Annotated in this window: 10 protein-coding genes; 6 read left to right on the top strand and 4 right to left on the bottom strand. The window is 59.9% G+C overall.

The annotated features are described in order from the left end of the window. Window positions 1-256: 256 nt before the first annotated feature. The 3 genes from LGH74_RS25150 (at window position 257) to mtaB (ending at window position 3,975) form a co-directional block, all read left to right on the top strand. Window positions 257-2,110, top strand: a complete 1,854-nt coding sequence (locus LGH74_RS25150; RefSeq protein WP_226179444.1) for an LTA synthase family protein — start codon at window positions 257-259, stop codon at window positions 2,108-2,110. A gap of 44 nt (window positions 2,111-2,154) precedes the next feature. Next, a complete protein-coding gene (locus LGH74_RS21005) occupies window positions 2,155-2,544 on the top strand; it encodes a hypothetical protein (protein ID WP_226179442.1) in 390 nt (129 codons plus the stop codon). Window positions 2,545-2,634: 90 nt separating this feature from the next. Next, window positions 2,635-3,975, top strand: a complete 1,341-nt coding sequence (mtaB, locus tag LGH74_RS21000) for a tRNA (N(6)-L-threonylcarbamoyladenosine(37)-C(2))-methylthiotransferase MtaB (RefSeq protein ID WP_226179440.1) — start codon at window positions 2,635-2,637, stop codon at window positions 3,973-3,975. An 82-nt stretch (window positions 3,976-4,057) separates the two neighbouring features. Here mtaB and LGH74_RS20995 read toward each other — a convergent pair whose 3' ends face one another. The 3 genes from LGH74_RS20995 to LGH74_RS20985 form a co-directional block, all read right to left on the bottom strand. Next, window positions 4,058-4,732: a hypothetical protein gene (locus tag LGH74_RS20995; RefSeq protein WP_226179438.1), complete on the bottom strand. Its 675-nt coding sequence runs from the start codon at window positions 4,730-4,732 to the stop codon at window positions 4,058-4,060. Between the two features lie 39 nt (window positions 4,733-4,771). Beyond that, entirely contained in the window at window positions 4,772-5,662 is an 891-nt protein-coding gene (locus LGH74_RS20990) for a hypothetical protein (protein ID WP_226179436.1), read from the bottom strand. A gap of 255 nt (window positions 5,663-5,917) precedes the next feature. Further along, window positions 5,918-7,156, bottom strand: coding sequence for an ABC transporter permease (locus LGH74_RS20985; RefSeq protein WP_226179434.1), 1,239 nt, complete (start codon window positions 7,154-7,156; stop codon window positions 5,918-5,920). A 232-nt stretch (window positions 7,157-7,388) separates the two neighbouring features. On the opposite strand from LGH74_RS20985, the gene LGH74_RS20980 reads away from it, so the two are divergent. The 3 genes from LGH74_RS20980 (at window position 7,389) to LGH74_RS20970 (ending at window position 11,663) form a co-directional block, all read left to right on the top strand. Then, complete coding sequence (locus LGH74_RS20980; RefSeq protein ID WP_226179432.1) at window positions 7,389-8,666, top strand: asparagine synthetase B; 1,278 nt, start codon at window positions 7,389-7,391, stop codon at window positions 8,664-8,666. A gap of 118 nt (window positions 8,667-8,784) precedes the next feature. Continuing rightward, window positions 8,785-9,570, top strand: a complete 786-nt coding sequence (locus LGH74_RS20975) for a carboxypeptidase-like regulatory domain-containing protein (protein ID WP_226179430.1) — start codon at window positions 8,785-8,787, stop codon at window positions 9,568-9,570. 251 nt (window positions 9,571-9,821) lie between these two features. After that, complete coding sequence (locus LGH74_RS20970; protein WP_226179428.1) at window positions 9,822-11,663, top strand: glycoside hydrolase family 2 protein; 1,842 nt, start codon at window positions 9,822-9,824, stop codon at window positions 11,661-11,663. 121 nt (window positions 11,664-11,784) lie between these two features. Here the strand turns inward: LGH74_RS20970 and LGH74_RS20965 are convergent, their stop codons facing one another. Then, window positions 11,785-12,246 (bottom strand): hypothetical protein, encoded by a 462-nt coding sequence (locus LGH74_RS20965; RefSeq protein WP_226179426.1) that lies wholly within the window; start codon window positions 12,244-12,246, stop codon window positions 11,785-11,787. Window positions 12,247-12,284 lie beyond the last annotated feature (38 nt).

Here is a 12,284-nt window from a genome sequence, read left to right as displayed (position 1 = left end):
CGATGGGGATTGACTGAGGCAAATGTAAGAGCCTACAGCCAGCATTTGCAAACATCCCCATTCAATTTTCATTGTTTTTTCGATTAACAAGGCTTTTTCGCGCTAAATACCCTTCAAAACAAGGGCAGCCACCTATACATTGAAGCAATTCTGGCAGAAACATCCCTAAAACTTACAGCCGTTCGTTCAGCTTACCGGGAATATCATTCCTCCGGGCATTTTCGTCCGCCACGGCCTTTCACCCTACCTTTGCCGGGTGAAAAACCGCTTTGCGTTCCAGCCCCGCTATTTTTTGTTCTGGCTGGTGTTCTTCGTCGTCACGAAGGCTACTTTTCTGCTCTACCACGCGGCCAAGGTCTCCGCGCTGCCCGCAGGCAGCGTCGCGCGCATCTTCGGCTACGGGCTGCGCCTCGATGCTTCGGCCACGGCTTATCTGTGCATACTACCGTTTCTGGCTTTTGCGGTGGGCAGCGCGCTGCCGGAACGCTTTTTTCCGCACCGGCTGCTGGGCTTCTACTCAGCCGTTGTGGGAGTCATCGTCGGGGCTTTCACCGTGGCCGACCTGGAGCTCTACCGGGCCTGGGGCTTCCGCCTCGACGCTACCCCGCTGCAGTATATCAACTCCCCGGGCGAAATGGCGGCTTCCGCCGGTAGCGCTCCACTCCTATTATTAACGGGTATTCTGGCCGCGCTGCTGGGGCTGGGCTGGTGGCTCTATAGAAAGATAGTAGGGCCCATTCCCGCGCTGCCGCCCTACTTTGGCCGGGGCCGGGCGGTGCTGGCCGGCGTGCTCTACCTGGCTTTGCTGGTAGTACCGTTGCGCGGGGGCGTGCAGCAGATTCCCATCAACCAGAGCGACGTATACTTTTCTACGGTACCCTTTGCCAACCACGCCGCCCTGAACGTGCCCTGGAACGTGGGTACCGCGCTGCTGCTCACCGACGGTGGCCCCAACCCCTACCAGTTCATGCCCGACTCGGTGGCGGCCCGCACCGTGCGCCAGCTCTATGCGCCCGCCACGGCCCGACCCGATACCACGCGCCTGCTGCGCACCACGCGGCCCAACGTGCTGTTTATTATCCTGGAAAGCTTCACGGGCAAGTTTGTGGCCAGCACCGGCGGCGAGGCCGGTGTGACACCCAACCTCGACAGCGTGGCCCGCACCGGGGTGCTGTTCAACAACATCTACGCGGCCGGCGACCGGAGCCAGAAGGGCTTGGTGGCGCTGCTCAGCGGCTACCCCAGCCAGCCTACCACTAGCATTATTAAGTATCCGCGCAAAACGGAGCTACTGCCCCACCTTTGCCGCTCCCTGGAGCAGGCCGGCTACCGCTCCCACTATTATTATGGCGGCGAACTGGCTTTTGCCAACATGAAAAGCTACCTCGTGGCGGGTGGCTACGACCAGTTCACGGAGCGCGCCGACTTTCCCCGCAGCCAGCAGAACTCGAAGTGGGGCGCCCACGACCATGTTTTGTTCGACCGAATTCTGGGGGATTTGAAATCCCAGCCCGCGCCGTTTTTTGTCACGGCCTTTACTCTGAGCAGCCACGAGCCGTTCGAGATTCCCATTCCGCGCAAATTCAAGGGCACCGACGAAACCGCGCTGTTCCGCAACTCCGTGTATTATACCGACTGGGCCTTGGGCCGTTTCCTGCGCATGGCCCGCCGGCAGCCCTGGTGGGATAATACGCTGGTGGTACTCGTGGCCGACCACGGCCACACGCTGCCCGGCAACGACCCCAACGAAAGCCCCAACAAATTCCGGATTCCGCTGGTGCTGACCGGCGGGGCCCTGCGCCCCGAGGTCCGGGGCCGCGTCATCAGCCAGGTGGGCTCCCAAACCGACATAGCCGCCACGCTGCTGCGGCAGCTGGGGCTACCAGCTTCGGCCTACACCTGGAGCCACGATTTACTGCAGCCGCTGCGCCAGCCCTTTGCCTTCTACTGCTTCTCCGACGGCTTCGGCCTGGTCACCAGGGGCGGCACCGTATCCTACGACAACGTGCCGCGCCGCATCATCACCCAGGATTCGACTGTGACGCGAGAGCAGCTGCGGCAGGGCCAGGCCTACGAGCAGGCTTCCTACGGCGAGTTTCTGGCCAAATAGCCCAGCCGGCAATCTTTGTCCCGTACATACTTCGTAAGTAGGCTATGCCACAGCTTGTTTTCGTTTATAACGCCAACGCCGGCCGGCTCAATGCCCTGCTGGACTTAGCCCATAAAACGCTGGCCCCGGCCACGTATCCGTGCTCGTTGTGCGCCATTACGTACGGCGTGCGGATGCGTCCGGAGTGGAAAAGTTTTGTCGAATCGTTGCCCGTTGGTGCCGAGTTCCTGCACCGCGACGAGTTTGGGGCCGTGTATCCGTGGCTGGCCCAAACGCCGCTGCCGGCAGTGTTTCTCAAGGATGATTTTGGTGAGCTGAACCCGCTTATTACGGCCCAAGAACTCAACCGGGCCGATTTGACCGGCCTGATGCAGCTGGTGCAGCAGCGCCTGGCCACGGTGGTACCGGCTGCTGATACTACCGCAACTCAGTAGCGGCCGGGCCGGGCACCCTACCCCGCAGCTTTATTTCCGGGCTGATGGAAACGCAGGAACGGCCGAAGCTGTATCTTTGCGGTCTTGCTTATGGAAACCAAAAAAGTTGCCTTTTATACGCTGGGCTGCAAGCTCAACTTCTCCGAAACGTCGGCCATTGGCCGGCAATTTGAGGAACGCGGCTTCCGCAAAGTAGCCTTCGAAGATGCCGCCGACATCTACGTCATCAACACCTGCTCTGTCACCGACCACGCCGACCGGAAGTGCCGGAAGGTGGTAAAGGAGGCATTGAAGCACAATCCCGAGGCTTTTGTAACCATTGTGGGCTGCTATGCCCAGCTCAAGCCCCAGGAAATTGCCGAAATTCCCGGCGTGCATGCTGTGCTGGGCGCGGCCGAGAAATTCCAGTTGGTCGATATTCTGGCGGGCTTCGAAAAGCCGGTAGCCGGGGCGCCGGGCCAGGTATACGCCTCGCCTATTGCCGCTGCCACCGAGTTTCATGCCGCCCACAGTTACGGCGACCGGACCCGCACCTTCCTCAAGGTGCAGGACGGCTGCGACTATTCCTGCTCGTTCTGCACCATCCCGCTGGCCCGGGGCAAAAGCCGCTCGGGCAGCGTGCAAAGCGTGGTGGAACGGGTGCAAAAGCTGGCCGAAACCGGCGTGAAGGAAATCGTGCTGACGGGCGTGAACCTCGGCGACTTCGGCCTGCAGGGCCCCGACCGGGAGCGGCTCGAAGACTTCTACGACCTGGTGCAGGCCCTCGACGAGGTGGAAGGCATCGAGCGGTTCCGCATCAGCAGTTGTGAGCCCAACCTGCTCACCGATGATATCATCCGCTTCGTAGCCCGCTCCAAGCGGTTTATGCCCCACTTTCACATCCCGCTGCAGTCGGGGTCCAACAAGATTCTGGGGTTGATGCGCCGCCGTTACCGCCGGGAGCTGTACCAGGAGCGCGTGGCGCTTATCAAGGAAGTAATGCCCCACGCCTGCATTGGCGTCGACGTCATCGTGGGCTTCCCCGGTGAAACCGAGGCCGATTTTCTGGAAACCTACCAATTCCTGAACGATCTGGACGTAAGCTACCTGCACGTATTCCCGTACTCGGAGCGCGAAAATACCCTGGCTCCCACGCTGCCCGGCCGCGTGCAGGACCGTCACCGCCACGACCGGACCACGCAGCTGCGGGGCCTGTCGGAAAAGAAAAAACGGTTCTTCTACGAGCAGCACATCGGCCTGGAAACTGTCGTGTTATTTGAAGACGACGTTACGAACGGGCAAATGGAAGGCTTCACCCCCAACTACATCCGGGTAGTAGCCAAGTACGACCCGCTGCTGGTGGGCGAAATGAAGTGGCTACGGCTGACGACAGTTACGGCGCAGAACCTGATGGAAGCGGAAGAAATCGGCGTGGAAGTTTTTCAGCACTGAGTATCTGTCGCTCTACCGCCAACGAAAAAGGCCTGTCAAATCGTTTGACAGGCCTTTTTATTTATACCCAAATGAATATAAACTATTTAAACATTTGTTGCTTCATTAAATCCATCATCTGCTGCATCATGCGCTGCTGGTCCAGCAGGTGCTGGTTGCGCAGCTCGGCCATAGCCAGTTGGTGGGCCATCTGCTGAGTATACAAGGCCGTCTGCCAGCTCGTGTCGGGGGCAACTGCTGGTGCTACCGGTGAGGCTACGGCGGCAGTTACAGGTGGCTGCTCTGGGAGAGAAATCGGCAGCGGATTTGGAACGGCATCAGCAACAACAGGCGAGACAATGACCTGCGGTTCAGCAGCGGCAATCTGCGCCACCGGGGCAATACTTGACTCAGACTGCGGGACTACCTCCTGAACAGGTGCGGGAGCTTCGGAGGTGGGCACTGCCATTGCGGCTACCGCCCGCTGAGTTTCGGCTTTCAGGCTGGCCGGGCGCGGCGCGGCAGCCGGGGCCGGCGCAGTCGCGATGCCATCGGCCAGCATCGGGCCTGTACCCTGCAGAAGCCAGTCTTTTGATACATTTGGATAAATCTCGAACACCTTACACAAAAGGTCAAATCCCGGCTTATTTCGCTCGTCCACAAGGTGTTGAATGACGGTAGCTGTTTTGTCAAGGGATGATGCAAAAGCATTTTTAGATATCCCCAAATGAGCAATTAACTGAGCAAAGCGTTGTCCTACTGTTCCTGAATCAGCCATAAACAAATGTTTTAATACTCAAATGTATAAAAATATTATCTACTTATGGTTGTTTACCGCTTTTTTCCTGTCTCGCGTTGCTTCCACTACGGGTTGCAGAATGGCGCGGGGCTGCAGCCGGGCATAAGGAAACACGTAGGTTTCGTCGGGTAGAAACTCAAAGTCGAGGCGAGACAGGCCCACCGGATGAAACAGCAGCAGCGCATCAGGGCGCAGGGCGAATTCGGTCAGGTAAAACAAGGATTCGCTTGGGTCAATGGCGGCTCCACTGCCCACATAGAGTCGCTGGGCGGCCTGAGGCGAGGTGTTCCAGTCGTCGAGGCCGTAGAGCTGCGCTACGTGGGCAATCAGCGTAGAGTCGCCGTAGCTGGCCACTACGCCGGCCAGCTCGTCGTGCAGGCGGCGGCTGATAGCCAGCCCCAACCGCCGCTCTAGCTGGGCCGGCGGGTCGGCTACCAGCTCGGGCAGCGTCAGCAGCCGCCCGGTGCGCAGGTTGAACGTGAGGTGGTAGGTAGCGGGTTCCGTGAGGCCTTGCCAGTCGCGGCTGAACTCGAACGAAAGCAGGTAGTTCTGGTTAAGCAAAACGCCATATGAAGTGCCACTCAAGCCCTGCCCGCCGGCCCACCAGGTTTTGGAGTCCTCATCGTAGCAGCATTCCCGCGCCGCCTGCTGCAACTGCCGCCGGGGGCTAGCCGTGGAGTCGATAGTGCTGAATTCGGAGGTGACAAAGGCCAGGAGCCGCCGGTTGATGCGCCGAGCTACGGCGGCATCGGGCAGGCGCACCTGGGGCACCGCAAAGCGCGCCGCTTCGCCCTGAACGGCTACCGGATATATGGTTGCCTGCCCGCCAGTGTTGGCCTGGGCATTTACTGGCTGCGCCCCGCTCAGCACCGCTCCTACTCCCAGCAGCCAGCGCAGCAGTTTTTTCATCGGCCGGAATTACTACCGTTCAGCAGCCTGTTTTTGAAGCTGTTTTGGAAAGCCGCCGCAGTGTTACAGAATGCCGTGTCGACCGTTCTGAGCCTTAAGCAGAGAGGAGACGTCCCGTGGGCAGTGGCCATCTGTTATGCATCGACTGTACTCAACAAGCTGGTTGGCGTTGGCAACGTCAGCACGCGAGATGTCTCGCTGCGCTCGACATGACGTTCTGTTTCTACGTTCTACCCAACCCGATACTCAACCTATTTACTCGTAGCGCAGCGACTCAATCGGGTCGAGGCCGGCGGCTTTGCTGGCGGGGTAATAGCCCGAGGCCAGGCCCACGCCGATGCAAATGGCCAAGCCCATGCTCATCCAGAACCACGGCACGAGGAAGGCGCCTTCGCCGATAAAGAGCGAAATGGAGTTGCCCATCGTAACGCCCAGCAGGATGCCCAGCAGCCCGCCAAGCACACAGATAACGATGGCCTCAATCAGAAACTGCTGGCGAATCTGCTTGGAAGTAGCGCCCAGCGCCTTGCGAATCCCGATTTCGCGGGTGCGCTCCGTCACCGATACCATCATGATATTCATCAGGGCAATGCTGGCCCCGAGCAGCGTGATGAAGCCCACCAGCCCGCCGCCCATGCGCAGGTTGCCCGACAAAGAGTCGAGCTTGCCGGCCAGCGAGTCGCTGCGCTCTACGTCGAAGCTGTCTTCCTGGCCCAGCTGGTCGTGGCGCACGGCGCGCATGATGCCGGTGGCCTGGCCGGTGAGGTAGGCCAGGTTTTCGGGCTGCAGAGTTGCCGTCTTGATGTCGTAGGTAAGGGCCCGCTGCCGGGGCATCTGGTTGCCGGTTTCCAGTGGAATCAACACCATCCGGTCGGCCCCGCCGCCGCCCATCGTGCTGCCGCTCTTTTCCAGCTCGCCCACCACCTGAAAGCGGCGGCCCAGCAGGTAGATGTAGTGGTCGACGGGGCTTTGGTTGGGAAACAGCTTATCGGTGATTTCCTTGCCCACAATGGCTACGTTGGTGCCATTGGCCAGCTCGATGGACGAGAAGGCCCGCCCGCGCGAGAGGTTGTAGTTCTGAATCTGGAGGTAGTTTTCGTCGCCGGCCACCACACTCATGTTGGGGTTGGTTTTCTGACCGTTGGCTTTTACCTCGGCCGCGCCGGCAATGAAGGCGGAAATACCCACCTGCCCATCTTCCCCGATCTGCTCCTTGTATTGCTTGGCCTGCAGGTAAGTAATAGCCGGGTACACCTTGCCCTGCACGCCGCCGCGCCGCATCCGGTTGCTGTAGCCCTTGGCTTTCATCTCGAAGGAATTGGCCCCGAGGCTGGCAAAGGTCTGGTTCAAGGAATATTTAATGGCGTCGATGGCCGTCAGGATGCCCACGAGCGACATAATGCCGATGCTCACAATCAGGGCCGTGAGGATGGTACGCAGCAGGTTGCTGTGAATGGAGCGGAAAGCCTCCTTGATATTTTCGAGCAGGTGCATGGCAGCAGTAATAATCGGGGAAGGCCACGGGACAAAAACGGCTTGGCAGCGCCTAAACACAGATTTTGGGCCAATGGCTGGTTCCGCAAGGTAGCCGCTTTCCGGCAAACTCCGGCCCGTTTCGCTACATTTGTTTAGGCCCGGCAGGCCCCACCTGACAACCCCGACGGAATTCTCCGCGTCGGTTTGTTGTACGGTTGTTTTACCTTCCTCACTGACCAAGCAGAACCCAATGGCGCTGAAGCGAATTCTGCCCTTTTTGTTGCTCGTGGCGGCCTGGCTCGGCACCCCGGCCGTGGCCTGGGCCAACCACGTCTTTATTCCGATGGACCAGGGCCAGAAAGAGCACCTGAAGGCCTACGGCATTGCCTACTGGCTGCTGGCCCGGCAGGTGGAGGTCGACTGGCTGCTGAACTACCGCGGCGGTAGCTTTGCCTGCGAAAATGCCCAGGGCCTGGAAAATGAGCTGGCCGTGCGCGGCATCACCTACCAGGTCATTTCCGAGGCGCAGTACGGCAGCATTCTGGCCGAAATAGCTGACCCCAACGCCAATATGGACGTGATGAAGCTGGAGAAGGCCCCCAAAATTGCGGTGTATACCCCCAAGGGCAAGCAGCCCTGGGACGATGCCGTGACGCTGGTGCTGACCTACGCCGAAATTCCCTACACCGAAATCTACGACGACGACGTGCTCAACGGCGTGCTGCCCAAGTACGACTGGCTGCACCTGCACCACGAGGACTTCACGGGTGAGTACGGCAAGTTCTACGCCTCCTACCGCAACCGCCCCTGGTACCAGCAGCAGCAGCGCGACTCGGAAGCGGCGGCCAAGCGCCACGGCTTTGCCAAAGTGAGCCAGATGAAAGGGGCCGTGGTGACGCGGATGCAGGAGTTTATTGCCGGCGGCGGCTTCCAGTTTGCCATGTGCTCGGCCACCGATACCTACGATATTGCCCTGGCCGGCCTGGGCCTCGATATGGTGGAAACGATGTACGACGGCGACCCGGCCGACCCTACCGCCCAATCGAAGCTCAACTTCAACCGCACCTTGGCCTTCAAGGATTTCCAGATCGTGCGCGACCCGTACCAGTACGAGTACGCCAACATCGATATGCAGCCCGGGGAACGGGGCGTGTACGAAGACAACGACTACTTCCAGCTCTTCACCTTCTCGGCCAAGTACGACCCGGTGCCGACCATGCTGACCCAGGACCACGAGAAAACCATCAAGGGCTTTATGGGCCAGACCACGGCCTTCCGTAAGTCGCTCATCAAGTCGGATGTGGTGGTGATGGGCGACAACAAGGCCTCGGGCGAGGTGCGCTACATGCACGGCACGCTGGGCAAGGGCACCTGGACGTTTTATGGCGGCCACGACCCCGAGGACTACCAGCACCTGGTGGAAGAAGAGCCCACCGACCTGTCGCTGCACCCCAACTCGCCCGGCTACCGCCTGATTCTGAACAACATCCTGTTTCCGGCGGCCAAGAAGAAGAAGCAGAAAACCTGAGTTGCGGCTTGGTCTTACTATCCGAAGAATAAAAAAAGCCTGTTGCAGACCGCAACAGGCTTTTTTGCTACCGGGGCCCTAGCGTACTTAGCACCTATATAGCAACCTACGCATCCTTATGCTTACTACTTCCCGATTTCGTATCCTGCTGCTGTGGCTCAGCCTGTGTTTGCAGCTCCTGACTACTGCCTGCTCCCAAGAAGAAGAGGCCCGGCCCACTACCGGAACAGTAGAGGGCACGGTGGTTCCCGCCGATGCTCTGCGCCTGGTAACGGCCACGGCCACCGACGGCCGTACCGTTGAAGCAATACCGGATGCTACCACTGGCCGCTTTAGTCTGACGGCCCTGCCGGCTGGCGCTTACACGCTGACTTTCAGCCCCGCAACGGGCTACGTACGCCCAGAGCCTGTGAAAGTAACCGCCGAAAACGGCCGCTCGGTATCGGCGGGGCGCATCGTCTCGGGGCGTGACGGGCTAATTCGGGGTATGCTCACGTGGAACGTGGGCTCAACTTCGTATTCCGCCACCCTTTACTATGGCAGCATCAGCAAATCGGGCATGTTCCTGACCGGGGCCACCAGCCTTGGGGCGACCTGGCAACAAATCAGCCTGGTTATTCCCGGGTATGGCAGTACCATTCCTTTCCAGGGTGTGGGCACTTACCCACTGGGCGAGGCCGAATACCCCTTCGGCGACTTCACTTCGTACGCGAATGGCAATGCGGTGCGCCACCTGACCGGTTACCCCGGCTTTGCCAGCAAATCGAGAGGCCTCATCACGGTAACCCGCTTCGACGAAAACGCCCGTACGGCCGCCGGTACGTTCGAGTTTGTAGGCACTCCGCTCCAGCTCGGCTACGAAGATGTGACGGTAACCAACGGCCGCTTCGACGTGACCTTCTAACCAGCTCAGCCGCTAGCCTGCCCGGAAGTCTAACGGCCGTTTGGCAAAACCCTACAAGCCCCGCCAGAGCAGTTGGCGGGGCTTGTAGGGTTTTGGCACCCACGTAAGCCAGCAACCAATACTGCTGGCCCAGCCGTACTTGTTTGGTCTGATCTGCTACTCGGGTAAACTAAATCCCGTAAGCTCCCCGTATAGCAAGCACCCCCGGCCGGCGCAGATCAGCTGGCCCTCGTTCTACCAATGCCCCTCGTATGAACCTAGAGCACATCAACTACGGCCTCTCGGCCAGCCAGGAGGAAACCAACTCCATTGAGGAAATCCCCAATCCGCTGCCGCGGGCGGTGCTGCGGCTGAACAACCACGCCCTGCTCGACGGCGAGTGGAGCTTTGCCCTCGACCCCGACGACAGCGGCCTGCGCGAGGGCTGGTACCTGGGCCACAACTACGAATACAAGGCCCAGTGGCCGGGCTCCATTGAGGCCCACATGGCCGAAGCTAAGGGCCACAGCCAGCCCGCCGTGTGGCAGGATAAAGTGGTGGCCTGGTACGAGCGGGAATTTACACTGCCCGAAATTGAAGAGCCGCTGCTGCGCTCCATGTTTCAGCTCACCTTTGGAGCCTGCGGCTACGAAACCCGGGTGTGGCTCAACGGCCGGCAGCTGCGCACCATCGAGGGCGAAGACGTACACTACGGGGAGTACACCTCGTTTTCCTACGAGCTGCGCGAAGAAAACCTGCACCTCGTCAACCGCCTCACCGTGCGCATTGCCGATACGATGGATGCCGAAACCACCCGCGGCAAGCAGGAGTCGCACATCTACAAGCGCGGCGGCATCTGGTACCAGACCTACACCGGGGCCGTGCGCAGCGTGTGGCTGGAAATGGTGGAGCGCAACCGCCTCCGCTCCCGCGTGGGCGTGGAGAGTGTGGTGGAAGACCAGCTGGTACGCTTCAACATCACCACCCGCGTGCACGACCCGGGCCACTACACGCTGCGCCTGCAGGCCTACGAGCGGGGCCGCAAAAACGGGGAGCAGCCGCTGTTCAGCTCTGACTTTCCGCTACGCCTCGAAGCGGGCCAGAAGCAGCAGCGCGTGGTGCTCGAAATGCCCGGGGCCCGGCTTTGGTCGCCCGAGCAGCCCCACCTCTATCAGCTCGTGGCCCAGCTTATCGACGCCGACGGCTACGTGGCCCAGATTGAAACACACTTCGGCCTGCGCAAGATAGAGTCGCGGGGGCGGCACGTGTATCTGAACAACGAGCCCACCTACCTCGACGGCATCCTGTACCAACCCGGTACGGCCACCTACGAGGAAATGCAGCGCCACATGCACGCCATGCAGAAGCTGGGCTGCAACCTGGTGCGCGTGCACATTGCCGGCGTCGACCCGCGCATCTACAACCTGGCCGACGAGTTGGGGCTGCTACTGTGGGTGGAAGTGCCCAGCCCCCATACTTCCAGCCCGCGCAGCCGCCAGAACCACAAGGAAGAGCTGCTGCGGATGCTGGCCCTGATTGAGTCGCACCCGTCGGTAGTTATCTGGAGCCTCTACAACGAGGACTGGGGCTGCCAGGACATTGCCACCAACCCCGACACCCGCCGCTACATCGTGGATACGTACCACTATATGCAAATTGAGCACCCGCAGTTTCTGGTGGTCGATAACGACGGGTGGCAGCATATTTCGCAGGAAGGGCGCCTGAAATCGGACCTGCTCACGGCCCACCTCTACACCCCCGACCTGCCCCGCTGGCGCGACCTGCTCGACCGGCTCGTGGCGGGTGAGCTGATTGGCGTGGCGGCTTTCCCGCTGGTTATCGGCGACGCGTTTTTCTACCGCCGCCAGAAACCGTTGATTGTCAGCGAATGGGGCGGCTTCGGCTTTGCCGACTACGGCGGGCCCCAGGCCGGCGAGGAGCGCACCGAACGAATCCGGGAGTTTAAGCGGGAGCTGCGGGCCCGCCCCATTGCCGGCGACGTGTACACGCAGGCCACCAACATCGAGGATGAGCGCAACGGCATCATCGATCCGCACAGCGGCGAGCTGTCGGTGCCGGCGGGCATCCTGAACTCGCGGCAGCCGCCGGCGTAGTTTGCCAGCCCGCTTTATCACTAAAAACCAAAGCCCCGACCCTCGCTATAGCAGCAGGAGTCGGGGCTTTGATTTGTTCTGTTATCAGTAATCAGCAATCTGCTGTTTGCCGCTCGCAGCGCTACTTATCGAAATGCACAAACTGCCGGGCAAACTCGGGAATTTCAAGATTGTTGTACGGGTCTACCTCCAGGGTCAGCTGAATCATGACGGGCTGGCCTTTCGTGATGCCGTAGGCTAGCATTTCATAGGACAGGCCTTTATCTGTGGGGTAAGCAAATTTAAAGGCTTTGGCGGGGGTCTCCTGAATGAAGCAGGAAATTTCCTGCAATTCCTTGCCTTTCATCTTTTTCACGCGCTGTTTGGTGTACTCCGCCGGTGCGCCGTTTCGCAGATCTGCGGGGTTGATGTACATCAATATCAAGTCGTAGCCCGGTCCCCGCACCTCATAGGGTGAAACCAGGGTAGCACCGGCTGGCAGCTCATACTGCTGTCCACAGAAATCGACCTTAGCCGCAGGAGCCTGGGCAAAGGATAAAGTAGCGGTAAAAACCAGAATAAACAGAAAATACAAAGCCTTCATGAGCGGTAAAGTACAACGGTTCAGTTAGAAGTGAAAAC

It is taken from the genome of Hymenobacter lucidus (genome assembly GCF_020447265.1).
Lineage (GTDB): Bacteria > Bacteroidota > Bacteroidia > Cytophagales > Hymenobacteraceae > Hymenobacter > Hymenobacter lucidus.
The sequence above is the reverse complement of the archived record's forward strand: the minus strand, read 5'-3'. Positions and strand labels throughout refer to the sequence as shown.

Excerpts from the sequence above, each read along its gene's own strand:
- LGH74_RS21005 (WP_226179442.1), top strand. The coding sequence starts at position 2,155 with ATGCCACAGCTTGTTTTCGTTTATAACGCCAACGCCGGCCGGCTCAAT.
- mtaB (WP_226179440.1), top strand. The coding sequence starts at position 2,635 with ATGGAAACCAAAAAAGTTGCCTTTTATACGCTGGGCTGCAAGCTCAAC.
- LGH74_RS20995 (WP_226179438.1), bottom strand. The coding sequence starts at position 4,732 with ATGGCTGATTCAGGAACAGTAGGACAACGCTTTGCTCAGTTAATTGCT.
- LGH74_RS20990 (WP_226179436.1), bottom strand. The coding sequence starts at position 5,662 with ATGAAAAAACTGCTGCGCTGGCTGCTGGGAGTAGGAGCGGTGCTGAGC.
- LGH74_RS20985 (WP_226179434.1), bottom strand. The coding sequence starts at position 7,156 with ATGCACCTGCTCGAAAATATCAAGGAGGCTTTCCGCTCCATTCACAGC.
- LGH74_RS20980 (WP_226179432.1), top strand. The coding sequence starts at position 7,389 with ATGGCGCTGAAGCGAATTCTGCCCTTTTTGTTGCTCGTGGCGGCCTGG.
- LGH74_RS20975 (WP_226179430.1), top strand. The coding sequence starts at position 8,785 with ATGCTTACTACTTCCCGATTTCGTATCCTGCTGCTGTGGCTCAGCCTG.
- LGH74_RS20970 (WP_226179428.1), top strand. The coding sequence starts at position 9,822 with ATGAACCTAGAGCACATCAACTACGGCCTCTCGGCCAGCCAGGAGGAA.
- LGH74_RS20965 (WP_226179426.1), bottom strand. The coding sequence starts at position 12,246 with ATGAAGGCTTTGTATTTTCTGTTTATTCTGGTTTTTACCGCTACTTTA.